Annotated in this window: 18 protein-coding genes; 8 read left to right on the top strand and 10 right to left on the bottom strand. The window is 74.1% G+C overall.

Annotation, left to right across the window (positions count from 1 at the left end; all coding sequences use genetic code 11):
- The first annotated feature begins 139 nt into the window (after positions 1-139).
- From A3IG_RS0101060 to A3IG_RS0101040, 4 genes are all read left to right on the top strand, one after another.
- Positions 140-565, top strand: a complete 426-nt coding sequence (locus A3IG_RS0101060; RefSeq protein ID WP_018381685.1) for a cold-shock protein — start codon at positions 140-142, stop codon at positions 563-565.
- Positions 566-649: 84 nt separating this feature from the next.
- Positions 650-1,414 carry a thioesterase II family protein gene (locus A3IG_RS0101050; RefSeq protein WP_018381683.1) on the top strand — a complete coding sequence of 255 codons (765 nt, stop codon included), beginning with the start codon at positions 650-652 and terminating at the stop codon, positions 1,412-1,414.
- A 269-nt stretch (positions 1,415-1,683) separates the two neighbouring features.
- Positions 1,684-2,877, top strand: a complete 1,194-nt coding sequence (locus A3IG_RS0101045) for a thiolase family protein (protein ID WP_018381682.1) — start codon at positions 1,684-1,686, stop codon at positions 2,875-2,877.
- Between the two features lie 188 nt (positions 2,878-3,065).
- On the top strand, positions 3,066-3,947 hold the full coding sequence (locus tag A3IG_RS0101040; protein WP_018381681.1) for a universal stress protein: 882 nt from the start codon (positions 3,066-3,068) through the stop codon (positions 3,945-3,947).
- Positions 3,948-4,205: 258 nt separating this feature from the next.
- Here the strand turns inward: A3IG_RS0101040 and A3IG_RS0101035 are convergent, their stop codons facing one another.
- From A3IG_RS0101035 to A3IG_RS28090, 3 genes are all read right to left on the bottom strand, one after another.
- Complete coding sequence (locus A3IG_RS0101035; protein ID WP_018381680.1) at positions 4,206-4,925, bottom strand: SGNH/GDSL hydrolase family protein; 720 nt, start codon at positions 4,923-4,925, stop codon at positions 4,206-4,208.
- Between the two features lie 194 nt (positions 4,926-5,119).
- The gene (locus tag A3IG_RS0101030; protein ID WP_157862243.1) at positions 5,120-6,010 is read right to left on the bottom strand and encodes a class I SAM-dependent methyltransferase; all 891 of its coding nucleotides are present in this window, start codon (positions 6,008-6,010) and stop codon (positions 5,120-5,122) included.
- A gap of 66 nt (positions 6,011-6,076) precedes the next feature.
- Positions 6,077-7,057 carry a diacylglycerol/lipid kinase family protein gene (locus A3IG_RS28090; protein WP_018381678.1) on the bottom strand — a complete coding sequence of 327 codons (981 nt, stop codon included), beginning with the start codon at positions 7,055-7,057 and terminating at the stop codon, positions 6,077-6,079.
- 258 nt (positions 7,058-7,315) lie between these two features.
- On the opposite strand from A3IG_RS28090, the gene A3IG_RS0101020 reads away from it, so the two are divergent.
- Complete coding sequence (locus A3IG_RS0101020; protein WP_018381677.1) at positions 7,316-8,797, top strand: MmgE/PrpD family protein; 1,482 nt, start codon at positions 7,316-7,318, stop codon at positions 8,795-8,797.
- 61 nt (positions 8,798-8,858) lie between these two features.
- Here the strand turns inward: A3IG_RS0101020 and A3IG_RS0101015 are convergent, their stop codons facing one another.
- The 6 genes from A3IG_RS0101015 to A3IG_RS31645 form a co-directional block, all read right to left on the bottom strand.
- Positions 8,859-9,404 carry an RNA polymerase sigma factor gene (locus A3IG_RS0101015; protein ID WP_018381676.1) on the bottom strand — a complete coding sequence of 182 codons (546 nt, stop codon included), beginning with the start codon at positions 9,402-9,404 and terminating at the stop codon, positions 8,859-8,861.
- Between the two features lie 457 nt (positions 9,405-9,861).
- Complete coding sequence (locus A3IG_RS0101010; RefSeq protein ID WP_018381675.1) at positions 9,862-10,719, bottom strand: universal stress protein; 858 nt, start codon at positions 10,717-10,719, stop codon at positions 9,862-9,864.
- A gap of 149 nt (positions 10,720-10,868) precedes the next feature.
- Positions 10,869-11,624, bottom strand: a complete 756-nt coding sequence (locus A3IG_RS28085) for a PadR family transcriptional regulator (protein WP_018381674.1) — start codon at positions 11,622-11,624, stop codon at positions 10,869-10,871.
- A 90-nt stretch (positions 11,625-11,714) separates the two neighbouring features.
- Positions 11,715-12,608, bottom strand: coding sequence for a fumarylacetoacetate hydrolase family protein (locus tag A3IG_RS0101000; RefSeq protein WP_018381673.1), 894 nt, complete (start codon positions 12,606-12,608; stop codon positions 11,715-11,717).
- A gap of 41 nt (positions 12,609-12,649) precedes the next feature.
- Positions 12,650-13,420, bottom strand: a complete 771-nt coding sequence (locus A3IG_RS28080) for a dienelactone hydrolase family protein (protein WP_018381672.1) — start codon at positions 13,418-13,420, stop codon at positions 12,650-12,652.
- Entirely contained in the window at positions 13,417-14,202 is a 786-nt protein-coding gene (locus tag A3IG_RS31645; protein ID WP_018381671.1) for a cupin domain-containing protein, read from the bottom strand. Before A3IG_RS31645 ends, A3IG_RS28080 begins: the two co-directional genes overlap by 4 nt.
- A 468-nt stretch (positions 14,203-14,670) precedes the next feature.
- Between A3IG_RS31645 and A3IG_RS0100985 the strand changes: the two genes are divergently transcribed.
- From A3IG_RS0100985 to A3IG_RS0100975, 3 genes are all read left to right on the top strand, one after another.
- On the top strand, positions 14,671-16,161 hold the full coding sequence (locus A3IG_RS0100985; protein WP_018381670.1) for a benzaldehyde dehydrogenase: 1,491 nt from the start codon (positions 14,671-14,673) through the stop codon (positions 16,159-16,161).
- Positions 16,162-16,350: 189 nt separating this feature from the next.
- Complete coding sequence (locus A3IG_RS0100980) at positions 16,351-18,045, top strand: ABC transporter ATP-binding protein (protein ID WP_040910609.1); 1,695 nt, start codon at positions 16,351-16,353, stop codon at positions 18,043-18,045.
- Entirely contained in the window at positions 18,042-19,877 is a 1,836-nt protein-coding gene (locus tag A3IG_RS0100975; protein WP_018381668.1) for an ABC transporter ATP-binding protein, read from the top strand. Before A3IG_RS0100980 ends, A3IG_RS0100975 begins: the two co-directional genes overlap by 4 nt.
- 65 nt (positions 19,878-19,942) lie before the next feature.
- Here A3IG_RS0100975 and A3IG_RS0100970 read toward each other — a convergent pair whose 3' ends face one another.
- Positions 19,943-20,164: an MbtH family protein gene (locus A3IG_RS0100970; protein ID WP_018381667.1), complete on the bottom strand. Its 222-nt coding sequence runs from the start codon at positions 20,162-20,164 to the stop codon at positions 19,943-19,945.
- Positions 20,165-20,186 lie beyond the last annotated feature (22 nt).

Below are 20,186 nucleotides of genomic sequence, written 5' to 3'. Positions count from 1 at the left end.
GTCGGCTCACCCGGGGCTGGCGCGGGCCGCCCGCCCGGGCCCGGGGAACGCTTCTCGGCCGCGGTGACCACCACGTATGATCGTGCGGCAAGCACCAGCGTGACTGCTGACGGAACTGGCTGTTGTGGTGAGGTGTGCGGTGGCGCAAGGCAGGGTCGTCCGATTCGATGACGTTCGCGGCTACGGGTTCATCGTTCCCGACGAGGGCGACGAGGACATCTTCATGCACGCGAACGACCTGCTGGACGAGAAGCACCTGTACAAGCCCGGTGCCCTCGTCGAGTTCCGCGTCGGTCAGGGCGAGCGGGGGCCCAAGGCGTCGCTGGTCCGGCTGGTGGAGCCGGCGCCGACCCGGAGCGTGAGCGCCCCGGTGGCCACCGGTCCCGCGACCGCGGAGGGTGTGGACGAGGACGGCATGTGTGACGTGCTGTCCGCCCGGGAGTTCCGGCAGGAGCTGACCGAGACGCTGCTCGAGGTCGCCCCCACGTTGACCGGGGCCCAGATCGTCCAGGTCCGTCAGGGACTCGACCGGCTGGCCAGGGGCCACGGGTGGCTCGCGTCCTAGCCGTGCCCGCCGCACGGGGTCATGCACGACCCGACGCCTGAGCTGACGCCCGGGCCGTTGAGCAGCAGGAGGTAGCGCACCACCATGACGGTCGCAGCCCCAGGCCACAGCGCCTGGCTCCGCAGGTACGAGCAGGCGTCGCCGAACGCCGTTCCCCTGGTCTGCCTGCCGCACGCCGGCGGGTCCGCCTCCTACTTCGTGCCGCTCGCCAGGGCGCTGGCGCCCGCGGTCGACGTGGTCTGCGTCCAGTACCCGGGCCGGCAGGACCGGCACGGGGAGCCGGCGCTGACCAGCATCGAAGCGCTCGCCGACCAGGTCTTCGCCGCCCTGGAGCCGTTGCGGGACCGCCCGTTGGTGCTCTTCGGGCACAGCATGGGGGCGGTGCTCGGTTACGAGCTGACCCGCCGTCTGGAACGGCGGGGCGGCAGTGCTCCGCTGGGCCTGATCGTCTCCGGCCGGCGCGCCCCCGTCCGGCACCGCGTGGAGACCGTGCACCTGCGGGACGACGACGGGCTCCTCGCCGAGATCCGCGAACTCAACGGCACCGAGCTCGGGGTCCTCGACGACGAGGAGCTGCTGCGCATGGTCCTGCCCGCCCTGCGCGCCGACTACCAGGCGGTTGAGACCTACCGGCACCGGTCCGGGGAGCCGCTGTCCACCCCGATCAGCGTGCTGGTCGGGGAGAGCGATCCGCGGGTCACCCTGGACGAGGCCAGGGCCTGGAAGGAGATGACCGTCGGCGCCTTCGCCTTCCGGTCCTTCCCGGGCGGTCACTTCTACCTCAACGCCCAGCAGGCCGCGGTCACCAGGGCGATCACGGAGAGCCTCGACGCCTTCCGGGCGGGTTAGTCCTCGTTCCCGCGGTTGCCCGGCCGGTTCCCAGGCCGCGCTCGGCGGGCCACCCGTCGCTCGGTACTGCTGCCGCGGCGGGTGTCGGAGATAGGTGTTCTGTCCGTGTTCTGGCAGGTCGGTCGCCGTTGACACTGATGGTGACCGAGGAACAGACTTTGCCCGGTGCTGGTGAACGTCAGTTCACCACAGGAACACACGGTCCGCCGAGTCGACGCGGCCCCGCGTCCGCGGGTCCGCCGAGGCCGCTGTCACACGGAAGGATCCCGATGTCCGAACGCCTCCGCGACGTCTACGTGGTCGACGCCGTGCGCACCCAGGTGGGCAAGCACGGTGGCGCCCTCGCCGGGGTGCGCCCCGACGACCTGGTCGCGCACGTGGTCAGGGCCCTGGTGGATCGCGCGCCGCGGCTCGACCTGGCCCGGATCGACGACGTGGTGCTGGGCAACGCCAACGGGGCCGGCGAGGAGAACCGCGATGTGGCCCGGATGGCCGTCCTCCTCGCCGAGCTGCCGGTCACGGTCCCCGGGACCACCGTCAACCGGCTCTGTGGTTCCGGCATGGAAGCGGTGATCCAGGCCGCCCGGGCCATCGCGGTCGGTGACGCCTCCGTGGTGATCGCCGGGGGCGTGGAGTCGATGAGCAGGGCGCCGCTGGTGCTGCCCGTGCCCGAGCGGGCGTTCCCGGTGGGCCACCAGCAGTTGTACTCGTCCTCGCTGGGCTGGCGGATGACCAACCCGCGGATGCCCGCCGAGTGGACCGTCGCGCTGGGCGAGGGTGCCGAGCTGATCGCTGACAAGCACCAGATCACCCGTGCCGAGCAGGACGCGTTCGCCCTGTCCAGCCACCGCAAGGCCGCCCGTGCCTGGGCCGACGGCTGTTACGACGCCGAGGTGGTGCCGTACCCCGGAGTGGACCTGGTCCGTGACGAAACGATTCGCGACACCACGTCGACGCAGGCACTGGCCAAGCTGAAGCCGGTGTTCCGCCGCGAGGGGGGCACGGTCACCGCCGGGAACTCCTCGCCGTTGAACGACGGCGCCGCCGCGCTGCTCCTCTGCGACGAGGCCGGACTGCGCGCCTGTGGGCGTGATCCGCTGGCCCGGGTCCGCGCCTCCGCGGTCACCGGGATCGAGCCGCAGTACTTCGGGCTGGGGCCGGTCGAGGCAGTCCAGCGAGCCATGGCCAGGGCCGGGGTCGGGTTCGCCGACCTGACGACGTTCGAGCTGAACGAGGCGTTCGCCGCGCAGGTGCTCGGCTGCCTCGCGGAGTGGCCCGAGCTCGACCCCGAGCTGGTCAACCCGCGCGGTGGGGCCATCTCCATCGGTCACCCGCTGGGCGCCTCCGGTGCTCGGCTGACCGGGTCCCTGGCGCACCAGCTCGCCGCCGCCGGCAGCGGGGTGGGCGTGGCGACGCTCTGCGTCGGGGTCGGTCAGGGGATCGCCCTGGTACTCGAACGCTGACGGCGGCTGCCGGGCGGGCGGCCCCTGGCCGCGGCCCGCGTTCGGGGCCGGCGGGCGTGCCCTCCACCGCGCGGGGTTCTGTCCTATTTATGATGTTCGTTGTTGGTTGTGGACGGCGCTCGTGCAGGTGGCGGTGACAGGAAACCGGGCAACGCCGGGTGGTGCGCCGGCGACCCCCGGGAGTGGCCATGGAGCGAGCGTCGAACGGCGGGCGACCGGTACTGGCGGGTGTGGACCAGGAGCCCGGCTGGGAGGCGGTGGTGCGGTTCGCCGCCGACGAGGCGACCCGGCGGGGCGTTCCCCTGCGTCTGCTCCACTCGGTGGGCTGGCCGCTGCCGCCGGGGTCCGACGAGGTCGCCACCCCCGAGGAGCGGGCAGCCCAGGTGGTGGGTCCGGCAGCGCGACTGGCGCGTGCGGAGTTCCCGCGGGCGCGGGCGGAGGAGGTGCCGGCGTCCGGTCGCCCGGCCACGATCCTGGTGGACCGCTCGCACGAGGCCGAGCTGCTGGTGGTGGGTCACCGGAGTAGGGGCGGGCTCGCCCGGCTGCCGTTGGGTTCCGTGGGCCTCGAGGTCGCCCTGCACGCGGGATGCCCCGTGGTGGTCGTGCGGCCGGAGGCGGGCCGGCCGTTCGCTCCCCCGGAGCGCGTCGTGGTGGGCATCGAGCGCTCCGGCACCAGCGAGGCGGCCGTGGACTTCGCCTTCGCCGAGGCCCAACTGCGCGGCATCCCCCTCGAACTGGTGCACGCTGCCGCTCGCCCGCCCGTCCTGGTCCGCCGCGGCCGACCAGCGTCCGGTGACCGGACGGCGGACGCGGACGCCCGCCGGCGGGCGCTGCGCCAGGCCGCAGCCGCCCGCCGGGCCAGGTACCCCCGGGTGCAGGTGGAGCTGCGGGTGGAGCACCGCCGCCCGGCGCCCGCGCTGCTGGCGTCGGCCGGACGCGACGCCCTGGTCGTGGTGGGCTCCGACGGCCGGTCGGGACTGCGCCGGCTGTTGCGGGGGTCGGTCAGCGGCGAGGTGCTGCACGTGGCCCGCTGCCCGGTGGCGGTGGTGCCCGGCGTGCGGCCGGGCTGAACGCCGCGTGGGGTCCCCGGGCGGCGGCGACCCGCTGCCGGGGACCGTGCCGACGGCCCCGGCAGCGTCCCAGGGCGGCAGCGAGGGCCTGTCTGATGAATCCCGCCTGGGTCGTGACGCCTGGCACGCACGTTCGCTGCGTTGTCGGGATCGTCCATGTACGCCCAGTACGAGGACGCCCCTCTGCCTTGCGATCGCACGCACCAGACGCCGCGACCCCCACCCTCCGGGCGGACGACGCTACTCATCAGACAGGCCCTAGGCGTCCTGGGGCGTCACGGCCCGGGCGGCCAGGTGGCCGGCCAGGCAGGAGACGGTGGCCGAGGCGAGCACCGCGTGGCCGCGCCTCGACGCATGGATCATGTCCGCGCTGAAGCTCTCCCGGTCGGCCCGGGTGGGGTGCGACGCCATGTCCACCACCAGCGCGCCGCGCCGCTGCGCCACCATGCGCACCCGCTCGTTCAGAGCCTCGATGCGCTGCCGCAGCGACCCCCGGCCCAACTGCTCGGGGAAGACCGCCGTGATGTCCTGGATGGTGAACAGGAAGACGTCGGCGCCCATCTCGCGGAACGGGGCGACCAGGGCGTCGAGTTCGGCCTCGACCACCACCGGGTCGTAGTCGGGCATCATCATGTCGTTGCCCCCGCACACCACGGACACCAGGTCGGGACGGAACTCCAGGGCCTCGTGGAGCTGCTGGTCGCGCACCTGGGCGGCACGCAGGTGCCGTCTGCCCAGGTTGAGGTAGGCGAGGTCGGGCCGCACCCGGCGCAGGGCGGAGGCGAGCCGGTCCGCCCAGGACGCGTCGGCGTAACCGGGGGACGGGTCGCCCAGCCCCTCGGCGAGACTGTCACCGATGATGGCGAGCCTGCGCCACGGGGCCCCGTCCAACAGGTGGTCCACCTGGTGCGGGGGGAGTACGTGCGGGTCCGCCGACTCGCTGTCGGGTTGCGTCGCGCCGTCAGCAGGTGTGGTCATCGCGGGCGTTCCTCCTTGTTCCTCACCGGGCGCCAGGTACCCGGAGCGGCTCGGGGCCGGGATGCCTGACCTCGACATACTGACCGTAGGTATGTGGCAAGGTCAACGGCCCCGCGCCGCGCAGGGTGATGTCCCCGGGCCAACGGCCCCCACGGGCGCGGCTGACCCACCGCCGGGACACCCTCCCGGGTCAATCACGCGCGTTCGACGGCGACCACCCCCATGAAGTCGTCATCCCGACAGTACGGGTCCTGTCCCCCGTACCGCCGCACCAGGTCGGGGACCCGAAGGTGCTCCAGCAGGGTGAACCCCGCCTGCTCCGCCGCCCGGGACGCCGTCTCGGCGGTCAGTCCGTTGCGGTAGGGCTCGCCCCGCTCACCCACCTGCCGGGCCATGGCCAACGCACCGGGGTACGGACTGGTGCCGTCGACCACCGACGCGTCCATGTAGTCGTAGACCACCGTGCTGCCCGGTGCGCAGGTCCTGGCGAGGTCGGCGAGGGCGCGCCGGAACGACTCCGGCCGCAGGAAGAACGACACGCCCAGCCAGCCGACCACGCAGCTCCGCGAGGTGTCGAACCCCGCCGCGGCCAACACCTGGTCCAGCGGGTGCCCGGCCTCGAAGTCCACGGGCACGTAGGTCACCGGGGCCGTGGCCGTTCCGGCCCGCTCGAGCACCGCCACCTTGGCCCGTTGCGTGGACGGGTGGTCCACCTCGAAGAAGCGCACCCCCGTCAGGTCGCGGCGGCGCAGCGCGGTGCTGTCGTAGCCGGCGCCGAGCAACACCACCTGGTTCACCCCCGTACCCGCCGCGCGGGTCAGCACCTCCTCGAAGTACCGCTGGCGCAGCAGGATCTCGGCGAGGAAACCACCGTGCGCCGTGTCCAGGGCGGTCAACCTGGTGATCGCCTCCCGCGGTGTCGCCGGGGGCGGCGGCTCGGTGACGAACAGGTGGGCGAACTGGTCGTCGAGCAGGCGACGCGCCGGCTCCACTACGGCGTCCGCGGCGCGTGCCCGGGCGGTGAGGTGGGCGGTGTCACTGGCGAGTCCCGCGCTCATCCGGGTGGACGGGGAGGATGTGGACACGAGTGTTCCCTTCCGTTGCCTGGTCCTACGTGTGATCCACTGGTGTGCGGTTCCGCGGGGACGCCCTCAGCCGGCCACCGGTTCTGGGGGCACCAGCACCCGCAGGGTCCTTGGCAGCGTCTCCAGGGTCACCGAGGAGCAGCGGTGGGCCCACACCTCGCCGTCGTGCTCGAAGGCCAGGGGTGCGCCGTCGGTGCGCTCCATGGTGACCACCCGGCCCCTGGCGTGGACCACCCCGGGGCGGCCGAGGTGGGTACCGATCCGGATGCGGGCGGCCAGTTCCTCGCGTTCCGCCGGGTCGAGGCCGCCGTCCACCACACAGACGTCGAGCAGCCCGTCGTCCAGCACCGACTCGGGGAGCACCGGGAAGGTGCCGGCGCGGTGCCGCACCCCGCCGACCACCGCCATCAGGACCGGCCCGGCGAACACCGGCCGTCCGTCCACCAGCACCCGTCCCGGACGGGCGACGTAACCGCCGGCCGGGACCTTGGCCAGGGCGGCCACATAGCGCTCCCGCCCCGGGATGTGCCGCAGGTCCGCGGCGAGAGCGGTGACGTCGGCGATCAGCCCGCAGGAGGCGCCGATGAGCACCACCCGGTCGTGGCCGGCGAGTCGGGCCAGGTCGATGTGACGCACCACGGCCCGGCCGGACAGCACCTCGTTGAGCGTCCCGGGCCAGGGACGGTCCGCCCACAGGCCCCGGTGGCAGGAGTTGCCCGTCCCGGCCGGCACCACCACCAGCGAGGGGGACGGGCGGTCCCGTGCCGGGAGCGCGTCGAGCCGCACCAGGGCCTCGGCGACGTCCCGGACGGTCCCGTCGCCACCCACCGCGATCACCAGGTCGGGCCAGGGGTCGGGCGCCTGGAGGAGCGTGGCGAGCAGGTCCCGGGACACGGTGCCGGCGCTGGTGGTGGCCCAGGGACGGACGCGTGCGCCGTGCTCCCTGCACCGGGCGGTCACCTGGCGCACCAACTCCGGCGTGACCGAGCCCGCTGACGGGTTGACGGCCAGCAGGCAGGTCGGGGAGTCGCTGGGCGGCTGGGCCATGGGCATCTCCGTAGGGCTCGAACAGCGGGACGGCTCCGGACGCAGCCGAGGACCTGACCCGCTTACGGCCGACCCGTCGGTAACCCCCGAACCACGGCGGTGACCGGCGACGGCGGAGGAGCCCCAGCGGGACCGGAGTCCGTGCGGGGCGGCACACGCCCCAACGTCCCCGGGGGGCGCCGCGCCCGGGGGCGTAACCATGTCGAAGAGCCGTGCCGCGGTGCTCACTGCGGGTGTGTGGCGCGAGGAGAGGATCCGATGACGCTCACCGAGGAACTGGCCGCATGGGCAAGCGCCCTGCGCCCGGACGACATACCGGATGATGTCCTGGAAACCGCCAAGAACCAGATCCTGTCGCAGTTCGCCGCGATCCGGGCGGGGGCGGAGCACCCGCTGGGCCGCAAAGTGATCAAGGCGTTCGGGGAGCCCCTCCAGCGGGACCCGCGAGGGTCGGCCTACGTCCTGGCCGGACTCGGCTCCTGGCTGCACTTCGACGACACCGCGTACGCCGGGCACCTGTCCAACTCCACGGTGACCGTGCCGGTCGCCTACGCCCGGTCCCAGGGGCTCGACGGTGCCGGGCTGCTCACCGCGGTGGTGGCGGCGAACGAGTGCGCCGCCCGGGTGACCGCCTCCACCACCCTGGGCCCCTTCCGCGGCCAGAGCGCCACCCACACCCACGTCACCGGCGCGGTCATCGGCCGGCTGTGGGGGGAACGCGCCCCGGTCCGGCAGTGGGTGGACGCCCTCGGCCTCGGCTTCGGGCTGCCGCCGCGCACCGTCCCGGTGGGCTTCCTCGGCGGCGACGCCAAGGTGTTCAGCGCCTCCACCCCGGTACAGGTCGGCCTCGACGCCTGTGCGGCGGCGGCTGCCGGGTTCCGGGGCAGCCCGGACATCATCGAACACCGGGAGGGGTTCCTGTCCCGGTTCGCCACCACCCCGCTGCCGGACGCCGTCGCCGCGGGGCTCGGCACCCGCTGGCACACCAGGACCACCTCCTTCAAGGTCCACCCGGGGGGACCGGGGATGGACGCCGCCATCGACTGCGGGTTGGAGATCCACCGGGAGATCGGATCGGTGCGCGCCCGGGACGTGGCGGAGCTCGTGGTGGACACGTCGCTGTACACGGTGCTGGTCAACCGGCAGGCCGGGGCCTACCGCCAGGGAGCCGACTCACCGGTGAGCGCCCTGGTCTTCTCCCTCGGCTACACCCTGGCCACCGCGCTGCTCACCGGCCAGCTCACCTGGCGGGACTTCGCCCCGGAGGGGGTCTCCGACCAGGAGCGGTGGGCCCTCGCCGACCGGATGGTGGTCAATCTCGACGAGCGGATGACCCGGGACACCTTCCGCTGCGAGGTGCCCTTCGGTGAGGCGCTGCGCCAGGCCGGCCCACGCGGGCGCGACTGGCTGCGGGCCTTCGGTGCCCGGTGGCGGGGGGACGGGCAGTGGCTGGTGGACCTGGTCGGGGACCCCGATCCGCCCAGCGCGGACTTCTCCACCGCCCGCAAGGTGACCGGGGCGAGGGTGTCCGTGCGGCTCACCGACGGCTGGGAGGTCACCCGGGAGTTGCACATGCCGGTCGGAGCCGTGGGCTCGTGCGACGGCCCGGCCATGAGCCGGCTGGTGCGGGAGAAGTTCCTGGGCACCGGGGGGAGCAGCGAGGTGGCCGACGCCGTGGCGGTGCTGGAGAAGGCGACGCCCACCGAGGTGGCGGAGGTGCTGTCCGCGGCGTTGGCCTGAGGCGGGCGGGGTACGGGGACGACGGTGGCCCGGGGGCGTCGTCCCCGTACCCTCGCCCCGCTCAGACCACCAAAGAACCGTCGTACCAGCGTCGTAACCGCGCCCTGGCCCGGGTGAAGGCGCCCTCCGCGGCCTTGGTGGTGATGCCCAGCCGGCGGGCCGCCTCCCGGGTGCTCGCACCGTCCACCCGAGCCATGATCACTTGGAGTTCGCGACCGGCCAGCCGCTGGACCTGGTCCAGCACCCAGGCGCCCTCGGAGGCGGCGCACACCGACTCCTCGGGGCCCACCGCCGTCTCCACCAGGTGCATCCGCAGCAGCAGCCGCCGCTGTTGTTCGCACCTGCGGTAGTGGTCCACGCAGAGCCGCAGGGTGACCGAGGTGAGGAAGGGGCCGACGCGCTTCTCGTCCAGGCCGCGGTGGGCGGCGGCGCGCACCAGGGCTTCCTGGACGCAGTCCTCGGCGTCCTGCGGGGTGGGCAGCCGGGACCGGGCGAGGCGGTGCAGCCGGTCCCGGTGGGTCAGCAACAGGTCCCAGCGGGCCGCCTGGACGGAGTGGGTGGCGGGTTCCGAGGTGGCCGTGAGCAGCGCTTCTTCGTCGCCGAGCATGTGGCTCCTTGGCACCGGACCGCCTCGCGCGGCGCCGGGGGGAAGCGGGCCCAAGAGCGGTCATGACGGGGTTCTGGATGTGAACGGGCGACCACCGATCGCCCCGATCGCCGGCTCCGATCACCAACCATGCGGAAACGGGTCAGGCGCGGTCACGTACGGCGACGACAGCGCCCAGAATCGTTTCAGCGCTGGGATGGAGACGGTGTGAGACCTCAACGGGAGCCCTCCCGAACGGGGCGGTCGCCGACGAACCCAGCGGGCGACCGCTGGAACCCCGCCTCGGGGCGGGGAGGAAGCCGGCGTTGCCTCGTTCCTTCTCCGGGGATTGGAGTGCCGGGGTGCGTGACCCGCGGGCGTCCGCAGGGTGACACGAACGGCTTGGGGTCCGGTCAAACCAGACTGGTCCGCCGCTCACCCCTCCAACCGGACTCCAGGTCCGTCCCAGGTCGACCGCTCACTCGTGGGGGATCACCGCCACCGGACAGGGCGCGTGGTGGAGCACCCCGTGCGTCACCGGTCCGACCCGGATACCCAGGGGGGAGCGGCGCATCCGGCGACCCACGACCAGCAGGTCCGCCCGGGAGGCGGCCCGGACCAGGGTCTCGGCGGGGTCCCCCAACTCCGTCTGCTCGATCACCGCCACCCGCGGGTACCGCTCCCGCCACGGCCGCAGCCCCTGGGACAACAGCTCCCTCTCCCGGGCGTCCAACGCGTCGGACTGCTCGGTGATCCGCAGCGCCGCCGGGTCGTAGCCGAAGATCGGCGGCACGGCCCAGGTCCGCACCGCGCGCAGCGTCGCCCCGCGGAGGTCGGCGGCCGCGAACGCCCAGCCGAGCACCGGCTCCCCCGACTCGTCCAGGTCCTGCGCGCCCACCACGACCTCGCCCCGGGTCTGCTCGGCCGCGACGCGCTCACCGGTGCGCACCATCACCACCGGGGCCCTCGCCCGCGCCAGCACCTGCATCCCGACCGAGCCCACCAGGAACCCGGTGAACCTGCCCAGGCCCCGGGACCCCAGGACCAGCATCTCCGCGTCCTCGGCCTCCCTGGGCAGCACGGCCTCCGGCTGGTCGGTGAGCCGCTCCGTGGTGATCGGCAGGTCGGGGTGGAGCGTGCGCATCTCGTCCGCCGTGTCCTCCAGCGGATGCCGGCGTGCCCGTTCGTACTCCGCCGGGACCTCCTCCGCCCGCCAGGTCTGGGCGTAGACCAGGCGCAGGGGGAGTCCCCGGCGCCGGGCCTCCCGTGCCGCCCAGTCCGCGGCGGCCAGGCTCTCCGGCGATCCGTCCACGCCCGCCGTGATGGGTCGCGCCATGGAACACTCCTCGACTCGCGGCGGCTCGGCCCGCCGAGCACTCCGTCGAGTACCCGCCAGGGCGGCGGTACACCGCGCCACGGTCGGGTACCCCCGGTCGGTCGTGGCCGCGGTGGTGTCCGCGCACCGGTGGCGGTCGCCCGGACCGGTCAGCCCCGCGTGTCCCGGACGGCCTCGGGCACCCGGGCGCCGTTGCGCCGGGCCGAGGTGCCGTCCCCCGTCCGGGGGGCGTGCTCCGGGAGCGCGTCCCCCGGGCCCGTGTCCCTCGCGGACGTGGGCTCCCCGGGCGGTGGTGTCGGCAGGTCACCGTAGAGCTGTTGTCCGTTGCGTTCGAACTCGTCGAGGAGCGCGAGTCCCTCCTCGGCCCAGGCGATCTCGGTGCGGGCCCTGGCGACCTCCCCCGAGAAGGCGAACCGCTTGACGGCGACGATCGCGGGGTGCTCGGTGGCGGGGCGGTGGGACAGCCGGCGGGACAGCAGCGGAACCCGCAGGGTGTCGATGTCGGAGAGCATTTTCTCCCACTTCGCCAGGGCGCGCTCGTGGTGGTGGATGTGCTCCCGGAGCTGTCGTCTCGCCGACGCGAGCGACGCCCACTCGAACAGGGCTGCCTTGAGCCGGTGGGGGTCCCTGCCGGCGTGGTAGGGGGTCAGCTCCTCGGCCCAGCGGCGCAGCTCGTCACGTCCCTCCTCGGTGATGGAGTACACCCGCTTCTCCGCCCGTTCACCGCGGGGCACCACCTCGGCCTCGAGGAGCCCCCCGGACTCCATGCGCCGCAGCTCCGGGTAGATCTGACTGTGTGGGGCGCTCCAGAAGAAGGCGATGCTGCCGTCGAAGTACTTGACGAGTTCGTAGCCGGTCATCGGCTCGACGGTGAGTATCGCCAGCAGCGCGTGGCGCAGGGACATCGGTGCCTCGTTCCTTACCTACCCCGGGTCGGGTGGACGTGCGCCGCGCCCGGCCGGGGGAGCGGCCGGACGCGGCTGGTCGAACGGTTCTCACGGGTGGGTCGCTGCTCGGACCGGCACGTGCATCCGGCCCAGACCGGTCATGGAGACGTCCAGGACGTCTCCGTCCTCGACCGGGCCGACCCCCGGTGGAGCACCGGTCATGATCACATCACCGGGTTCCAGCCGCATGCAGGTCGAGGCGTAGTTTACGATCCGGTCCACCCGGGTCAGCAGCGCGGCGGTGTTCACCTTCTGCCGGACCTCGCTCCCCACCCGCAACTCGATCTCGATGTCGTGCGGGTCGGGGACCTCGTCGGCCGTGGTCAGCCACGGACCGAGCGGGGTGAAGGTGTCGTGGCTCTTGCGCCGCGAGCGGTCACCGCTCGCCCGGACGGTCATGTCCAGACCAATAAGGTACCCGAGGACGTGGGACATCGCCCGCTCCGGTGGGATGTCCCGCCCCCCGGTGCCGATGACCACGGTCAGTTCGGCCTCGTGGTGCACCGGCGCCTCCTCGCCCCCCGGGGTCGTCGCCGGCAGCACCACGGTGTCCCGCGGACCGCAGACCGAGCTCGGCGCCTTGAGGAAGACGTCGAAGTCCAGCAGCCAGCGCCCGGCCCCGGCCGTCCGCTCCGGCATCACCCGGTCCCGCATCTCCGTGACGTGACCGGCGTAGTTGCAGGCGCAGGCGATGACCTTGCCCGGATTGAGCACCGGGGGGCGCAGCGCCACCTCGTCCAGCGGCACCGGCGGACCCGCGGCGGCGGCGCGGCCGATCGCGTTCCGCAGGTGCGGCAGCTCCCGGCACAGCCGCAACCACCAGCCCGCACCGAACGGGTCGGGGTCGTGCCGCCACGGCAGGGCGTCGTGGACGTCAACGACCGTTCCCGCGACGGGATCGACGACGCCCAACCTCCAGTCGTTGATGATGGCGAGCCGCATCGTCTCCTCCTCCTCGCGTCGGGCCACACGGCGGCGGTGCGTCAGGGGGCGACACGCAGGTAGTAGTCCAGGTACTGGCAGGTGCGCTCCCAGGCCGCCGCGGCGGCGGCCGGTCGGTACACCTGGGGCCGGAAGTCCTCGTGGAAGGCGTGCCCGGCCCCGGGGTAGGTGTAGATCTCCGCCGGCTTGCCGCGCAGGCGGTCCGCCAGTTCCCTGGCGTCCGCGAGCGGGACGATCGCGTCCGCGTCGCCGAAGTGGCCGAGCACCGGGCACTGCGCCTTGCTCACCGCGTCCAGCGGCGACTCCGGCTTGTTCGGGCTGAGCTGCGCGTAGCGGAGCATGCCGTAGAACGTGACCGCGCAGGCGAGCCCCGGGACGTGGGCGGCGCCCAGCAGGGCGTAGCTGCCGCCGATGCAGAAGCCCACCACGCCGACGCGGGACGCCTCGACCTCGGGGCGGGCGCCCAACCAGGCCACCGCCGCCGACAGGTCGTCCAGGACCTGGGGGTCGGGCAGCGCCCACACCGCCTCCATGACCTTCTCAGGTGAGCTCAGGTCCGGCGCCTGCCCCTGCTGGCGGGCGTAGTAGTCGAGCAGCAGGGCGGAGTAGCCGGCCTCGGCCAGCCGCGCCGCCTGGCGCTGCACGTAGTCGTTGACCCCGGAGATGGCGGGGACGACCACCACCGCGGGGTGTGGTCCCGGCCCGGGCGCCGGGTGGAAGTACCCACCGGGGCCGCCGCCGGGGAGCGAGTGCTGGTAGCCCCCGGGGCCCGCGGCCCCACTGCCGAAGGCCACCCGCTCCGGTGTCGTCATCCCTGCCCCCCCGGTGCCGTTCCGCCTGAGGACCCGGACGGCGACGAGCCGTTCGCCGACGGGGCGTCACCGGCCGGCGCGCCCGGTCCCGAGGCCTCGTCCGGCATCTGCCGGGTGACGCTCCACGAGCGGCTCGTGCCGTGGACGAGGTGCCGGATGTGCTCCTGCCCCATCGGCTCCTCCCAGAACAGGGTCCGGCCCGTGGCGTGCGCGGGCATGTCCTGGATGACGTACATCACGGTGTCCTCGTCGCCCTCGGCGTAGTGCGCGTGGTACGCCCACGCCGGGCAGACCAGGGTGTCGCCCTTCTCCCAGTGGAACCTGGTCCACTCGCCACCGGCCTCCTGCACCACCGTGCTCCCGGTGCCCTCGAGGATCAGGTAGATGGCGATGGAGTTGTGCCGGTGGGGCGGCACCTCCTCACCGGGGTGGATGAGCTGCCAGCCGATGAACACGTAGGGCGTGGCGCCGTTGAGGTCGCCGGTGTCGGTGTTCACCGCGGTGCAGAACCGGCGCTCCGCCTCCCGCAGCGGGTCCTCGGCGAGCCGGTCGAGGACGGCCCGGACGTCGGCTGCCTTCCAGAATCCGGGACGGATGTCCGGCTTGCGCACGACCTTGAAGTACTCGTCGGAGGTGAGGACCGAGGCGACGTCGTTGCTCTCCCGCTGTGAGGGCACGTGCGGGAGGAGTGCGCGGTACTCCTCGGCGGTGACCGCGGCCCCGCGGCGGGACGGTGCGGCTAACCCGGCTTGGTTGGCGTTCGGGGTGCGACTGGCGTCCATGGGGCTTTACCTTTCTCAATAGGTAAGTCCTTACGTACGTTATTGCTGATACGTTCTGTCCCTGTCAATGCCCTTACGGGCGTTGGTCCAGCCGGATTTGACTGGGATTCCAGTAGCTGGGCAAGGCTGTCCGAGAACCGGGCGGCTTGTGCGCAAACCTCTGGTGTCGTGGCGGACCGCTGGGTAATGCTGCTGGCCGGGGCGTTGGTTCCCCGGCCCGACGACATCGACGGGGGCCGGGACCTCCCGGGCACCACCGCGGAGGGAACGTCACCCACGGCACGCGAGGCCGCCGGGTCGGCGCGGCCCGCGGCTCGCAGCCCGTGGCCGGTGGGCAGAACGGAGGTACCGGCGCGTACCGGCGCTCAGAAGGACACGGCACGACGGAAACACCGGGACGGGAGCACGAGGACAGGCGCGCGACGGGGGAACGACGACACCGCGGAACGACGACCGTTGGAGAGATCGATGACCTTGACCGCGCACAGTGACACCAGGTTCCGCTTCCTCAACGCCCAACCATGGCAGGGCGCCGTGTACATCGACGGGGCCTGGACGCCGGCCTCCGGCGGCGCCGTCGACGTGTTGGAGAAGGCGACCGGCGCGACGCTGGCGGTGGCCGGCCTCGCCGACGCCGCGGATGTCGCCCGAGCCACGGCTTCGGCGGCGGCGGCCCAGCCGGAGTGGGCGGCGACCGCGGCCGAGCGCCGCAGGGAGGTGTTCTTACGCGCCGCGGACGTGCTGGCCACCCACCACGAGGAGCTTGCCGACTGGCTGATCCGGGAGACCGGCGGGGTGCGCCACAAGGCCGAGTTCGAACTCCTCAAGAGCCGTGAGAACCTCCTCCAGGCCGCGGCCCTCACGACGCGCTCGGCGGGCGGGACGTTGCCCTCGCCTCCCGGGGTGACGAGCCTCGCCCGCCGAGTGCCCAGGGGAGTGGTCGGCGTCATCACCCCGTGGAACTTCCCGTTGACGCTCGCCCTGCGGATGTTGGGACCGGCGCTGGCCCTCGGCAACGCCGTGGTCCTCAAGCCCAACCCCCAGACCCCGGTGACCGGTGGTGTCGCGCTGGCCCGGCTGTTCGCCGAGGCGGGGCTGCCGCCCGGGCTGCTCCAGGTGCTGCCCGGGGAGGCCGAGGCGGGTCGGGCGCTGGTCATCGACCGCAACGTGGACATGATCTCGTTCACCGGTTCCACCGCCGTCGGCCGCCAGGTGGCCGCGGACTGCGCGCCGCTGCTGAAGAAGTGCGTGCTCGAGTTGGGCGGTAACAACCCGCTGGTCGTGCTGGAGGACGCCGACCTGGAGCTGGCCTCGTCCGCCGGAGCCTGGGGGACCTTCAACTACCAGGGGCAGCTCTGCATGACCGTCGGCCGGCACGTCGTGCACCGCGGGGTGGTCGAGGCCTACGCCGAGAAGCTCACCCGCCGGGCGCGGGCCCTGCGGGTCGGCGACCCGGCGCGCGCCGACGTCCACCTGGGGCCCCTGGTCAACGAGAACCAGGTGGCCCGGGTGCACCGGTTGGTCACCGAGAGCGTGGCCGCGGGGGCCACCCTGCTCACCGGGGGCAGCCACGACGGGCCGATGTACCAGCCCACCGTGCTCACCGGGGTCACCACCGACATGCCGGTCTTCACCGAGGAGATCTTCGGGCCGGTCGCGCCGATCATCGCGGTGGACAGCGACGACGAGGCGGTCGCCATCGCCAACCACGGTGAGTACGGGCTCGCCGCCGCGGTGCTCAGTGGCTCCGAGTCACGCGCCGCGGCGATCGCCGACCGGTTGCGCAGCGGTGTCGTCCACGTCAACGACCAGACCGTCAACTACGACGTGCAGGCGCCGATCGGAGGCATGGGCGCCTCCGGCAGCGGTGACGTCTTCGGGGGGCCGGCCGACCCGGAGGCGTACACCGAGTGGCAGTGGATCACCCGCAGGGCCCAGTCCCCGGTGTACCCGTTCTGATCTGCGACCGGTGACGCTCCCACGCCGGGGCCGCCGCGCCCCGCTCCGCGCCCGCCGTTGCCCGGAGGGCACCGTCTGCACACCCTCTCGAAGTTAGACTAGCCTTACCTAAGTTCCCTTGGTTCTGGGGCCGGAGCCGCCCGGTCGGGGCCGCCGCTGCCAGGGGTGCGCGGGACGGGAGGGAAGCGGGTGCGAACGCGAGGGCGGGACGGCCCCGGCGTGCTGGGCCGTGCCATCAGGGGCCAGTGGCGCCTCGTGGCCGCGGGGTCGGTGCTGGCCGCCGGCCACCAGGCCGGAGAGGCCCTGGTCCCGGTGCTGGTCGGCGTCATCATCGACCGGGCCGTCGGTCCCGGCGACGGCGGGGAACTGCTGCGGTGGTGCCTGGTCCTCGCGGGGGTCCACACCGCCCTGTCGCTCTGTTTCCGATACGGCATCAGGTTCGGCGAGCGGTCCGCGGAACTGGCCGGACACGCCGTCCGGATGGAGCTGACCGCCCGGGTGCTGCACCCCAGGGGCGGCGCCGGGACCGGTCGGCTCCCCGGGGAACTCACCAACGTGGCCACGTCCGACGCCCAGCGGGTCGGCCGGGTCACCATGGCCGTGTCGGCGGCGCTCGCCGCGCTGACCGGACTCGTCGTCAGCGCGGTGGCGCTGCTGCGGGTCTCACTCCCACTGGGTCTGCTGGTGCTGGTCGGCGTGCCGGTGCTACTGGGGCTCACCCACCTGCTCGGCCGGCCGCTCCAGCGGCGCAGCGCCGCGGAACAGGAGCGTGCCGCCCACGCCTCCGGTGTCGCCGCCGACCTGGTGGCCGGGCTGCGGGTGCTCAAGGGCGTCGGGGCGGAGCCGGCCGCGGTGGCGCGCTACCGGCACACCAGCCGGGGCGCGCTGACCGCGACCGTGCGGGCGGCCCGGGCCGAGGCCTGGCACGACGGCGCGGTGCTCGCCATGACCGGGCTGGTGATCGCCCTGGTCGCCCTGGCCGGTGGCCGGCTCGCCGCACGCGGGCAGATCAGCGTCGGGGAACTCGTCGCCGCGGTCGGCCTCGCGCAGTTCCTGCTCGGCCCGCTCCAGGTGCTGGCCTGGGCCAACGCCGAGCTCGCGCAGGGCCGGGCCTCGGCGGCCCGGGTGGCCTCCGTGCTGACCGCGCCCTGGGGGGTGGGGTCCGGCGGCCTGGCCCCGGCCGGTCCGGTACCGGGTCGGGTCCGGTTCCGCGCCGTGCACCACGACGCCCTGCACGGGGTGGACTTCGAGGCGGCGCCGGGGGAACTGCTCGGTGTCGTGGCCACCGACCAGGCCGCCACCGGTGACCTGCTGCGGTGCCTGACCAGGGACACCGATCCGCGAGCCGGGACGGTGGAACTCGACGGCGTTCCGCTGACCTCGCTCGACCCCGCCTGGCTGCACGGCGCCGTGCTGGTGGCCGCGCACGACGCCGACCTGTTCGAGGGGACGGTGCGGGAGAACATCGCCGGCACCGCCGACCCGGGCCGCGGTCTGGACGCGGTGCTCGCCGCCTCGGGCGCCGACGAGGTCTGCCGGAGCCTGCCGGACGGCGCCGCGACGCACCTCACTGAGCGCGGTCGGTCCCTGTCCGGCGGGCAGCGGCAACGGGTCGCCCTCGCCCGGGCACTCGCCGCCGACCCGCCCGTGCTGGTGCTGCACGACCCGACCACCGCGGTGGACCCGGTGACCGAGGCCAGGGTGGCGCACGGTCTGCGCGCCTTCCGCGCCGGCCGCACCACGATCCTGCTCACCGGCAGCCCGACCCTGCTCGCGGTGACCGACCGGGTCGTCCTGCTGGACCGGGGCACCGTCACCGACCAGGCACCCCACGCCGAACTCGTCACCCGCCGCCACGACTACCGGACGGCGGTCCTGGCATGACACCCGCCCCGGAGCCGGCCCTCGCGGCGACCGTCCCCGACGCCACCGGCCCGGCCCTGCCCGCACCAGGGCACGCCGCGCCGGGCGGGGAACGCGAGCTGCTTCCCGTCGCCACGGGAGCCCGCAGCCGCGCCGTCGTCGTCGAACTGCTCCGCCCGCGGCGGCGGCCGGCCCTGGTCGGCTTCGGTGTCCTGGTGGCCGCGACGGCCGCCGGCATGCTCACCGCGCCGCTGCTCGGCCGGGTCGTGGACGCGGCCACCCGTGGCAGCACCGGCGAGATCACCGCCTGTGCCGTGGCCCTGGCGCTGGTGGCCGTGGTCCAGGGCGCGGCGACCGGCCTCGGCCTCACCCGGATCGCCGGGCTCGGCGAGACGGTCCTGGCCGACCTGCGGGAACGCTTCGTGGAACGCGCCCTGCACCTGCCGCTCGAACAGGTCGAACGGGCCGGGTCCGGCGACCTCACCTCCCGGGTCACCGGTGATGTGGCGGTGGTCGCCCGGGCCGTGCGCAACGCCCTGCCGGAGTTGGCCCGTTCCCTGCTCACCGTCGCGCTGACCCTGGTCGGCCTGGCCGTGCTGGACTGGCGGTTCCTGCTGGCCGCCCTGCTCGCGGTTCCGGTTCAGCTCCACACCGCGCGCTGGTACGCCCGCCGTGCCGTGCCGTTGTACGCCCGGCAGCGGGTGGCCACCGGCGCCCAACAGCAGCAGCTCCTCGACACGGTGGGCGGGGCGGCGACCGTCCGGGCCCTGCGGCTGGCCGACCAGCACACCGAACGGGTCGCCCGCCGGTCCGCGGCGGCGGTGGAACTGGCGCTCGCCGGCATCCGGTTGGTGCTGCGCTTCTACAGCCGCCTGCACGTCGCCGAGTACCTCGGCCTGGTCGCCGTCGTGGCCAGCGGGTTCTGGTTGGTGCGCCAGGACGCGGTGTCGATCGGCACGGCCACCGCCGCCGCCCTGTACGTCCACGGCCTGTTCGGCCCGGTCAACACCGCGCTGGGCCTCGTGGACGACGCCCAGGCGGCAACCGCGGGACTGGCCCGGCTCGTGGGGGTCGCCGACCTCGCCCCTCCGGGACGGTCCCCCCGGTCCGCCGCCCCCGCCGACGCCTCGGTCGTCGTCCGCGGGCTCGGCCACGCCTACCGGCCCGGTCACCCGGTGCTGCGGGACGTCACCCTGAGCCTGGCGCCGGGGGAGCGGGTGGCCCTGGTCGGGGCGAGCGGGGCGGGCAAGAGCACCCTGGCCAGGCTGGTCGCCGGGGTGCACCGGCCGGAGCGGGGGAGCGTGCTGCTCGGTGGGGCGTCCCCGGCCGACCTCGGACCCGAGGTGCTCCGCGGGACCGTCGCCCTGATCACCCAGGAGGTGCACGTCTTCGCCGGCCGGCTCGCCGAGGACCTGCGGCTGGCCCGCCCCGACGCCACGGACGCGGAGCTGACCGAGGCGCTTCGCCGGGTGGGGGCCCTTCCGTGGGCGCTGGCCCTGCCGGAGGGACTGGCCACCGTGGTCGGTGCCGGCGGGCACCGGCTGACGGTGGCCCAGGCGCAGCAGCTCGCCCTCGCCCGGCTGCTGCTCGCCGACCCGCCGATCGTCGTCCTGGACGAGGCCACGGCGGAGGCCGGCAGCGCGGGGGCCCGGACCCTGGAGGACGCCGCGTCGGTCGCGCTGGAGGGCAGGACGGCACTGGTCGTCGCCCACCGGCTCACCCAGGCGAGGACGGCGGACCGGATCGTGGTGCTGGACCGGGGGCGGGTCGTGGAGACCGGGACGCACCTGGAGTTGGTCGCGGCACGGGGCCACTACGCCGCGCTGTGGGAGGCCTGGTCCGCCCAGCGCTGAGCCGCCCAGCGCTGAGCCGCCCAGCCGGTCCCCGCGCCCGGGGGTCGGGGGCCGGGGGCCGGGGGTCAGCCGCCCGCGCCGCCCTCCATCGCCAGCCGCAGGCTCCTGGGGCGCAGATCGGTCCAGTGCGTCTCCACGTACCGCAGGCACGCCTCGCGGGAGTCCTCGCCGAAGACGGCCGTCCACCCGGCAGGCACCTCGGCGAACGCCGGCCACAGGGAGTGCTGTTCCTCCTCGTTGACCAGCACCAGGTAGCGGGCGTCCGGGTCCTCGAAGGGGTTGGTCATGGCGTTGTCGTCCTCTCCTCGG

Source organism: Wenjunlia vitaminophila DSM 41686, assembly GCF_000380165.1.
GTDB lineage: Bacteria > Actinomycetota > Actinomycetes > Streptomycetales > Streptomycetaceae > Wenjunlia > Wenjunlia vitaminophila.
The sequence above is the reverse complement of the archived record's forward strand: the minus strand, read 5'-3'. Positions and strand labels throughout refer to the sequence as shown.

What these genes read in the sequence shown, in the direction of transcription:
- A3IG_RS0101020 (WP_018381677.1), top strand. Translation starts at nt 7,316, where the DNA reads ATGACGCTCACCGAGGAACTGGCCGCATGGGCAAGCGCCCTGCGCCCG.
- A3IG_RS0101000 (WP_018381673.1), bottom strand. Translation starts at nt 12,608, where the DNA reads ATGCGGCTCGCCATCATCAACGACTGGAGGTTGGGCGTCGTCGATCCC.
- A3IG_RS31645 (WP_018381671.1), bottom strand. Translation starts at nt 14,202, where the DNA reads ATGGACGCCAGTCGCACCCCGAACGCCAACCAAGCCGGGTTAGCCGCA.
- A3IG_RS28080 (WP_018381672.1), bottom strand. Translation starts at nt 13,420, where the DNA reads ATGACGACACCGGAGCGGGTGGCCTTCGGCAGTGGGGCCGCGGGCCCC.
- A3IG_RS0101035 (WP_018381680.1), bottom strand. Translation starts at nt 4,925, where the DNA reads ATGACCACACCTGCTGACGGCGCGACGCAACCCGACAGCGAGTCGGCG.
- A3IG_RS0101015 (WP_018381676.1), bottom strand. Translation starts at nt 9,404, where the DNA reads ATGCTCGGCGACGAAGAAGCGCTGCTCACGGCCACCTCGGAACCCGCC.
- A3IG_RS28085 (WP_018381674.1), bottom strand. Translation starts at nt 11,624, where the DNA reads ATGTCCCTGCGCCACGCGCTGCTGGCGATACTCACCGTCGAGCCGATG.
- A3IG_RS0100975 (WP_018381668.1), top strand. Translation starts at nt 18,042, where the DNA reads ATGACACCCGCCCCGGAGCCGGCCCTCGCGGCGACCGTCCCCGACGCC.
- A3IG_RS0100985 (WP_018381670.1), top strand. Translation starts at nt 14,671, where the DNA reads ATGACCTTGACCGCGCACAGTGACACCAGGTTCCGCTTCCTCAACGCC.
- A3IG_RS0101040 (WP_018381681.1), top strand. Translation starts at nt 3,066, where the DNA reads ATGGAGCGAGCGTCGAACGGCGGGCGACCGGTACTGGCGGGTGTGGAC.
- A3IG_RS0100970 (WP_018381667.1), bottom strand. Translation starts at nt 20,164, where the DNA reads ATGACCAACCCCTTCGAGGACCCGGACGCCCGCTACCTGGTGCTGGTC.
- A3IG_RS0101045 (WP_018381682.1), top strand. Translation starts at nt 1,684, where the DNA reads ATGTCCGAACGCCTCCGCGACGTCTACGTGGTCGACGCCGTGCGCACC.
- A3IG_RS0101010 (WP_018381675.1), bottom strand. Translation starts at nt 10,719, where the DNA reads ATGGCGCGACCCATCACGGCGGGCGTGGACGGATCGCCGGAGAGCCTG.
- A3IG_RS0101050 (WP_018381683.1), top strand. Translation starts at nt 650, where the DNA reads ATGACGGTCGCAGCCCCAGGCCACAGCGCCTGGCTCCGCAGGTACGAG.
- A3IG_RS28090 (WP_018381678.1), bottom strand. Translation starts at nt 7,057, where the DNA reads ATGGCCCAGCCGCCCAGCGACTCCCCGACCTGCCTGCTGGCCGTCAAC.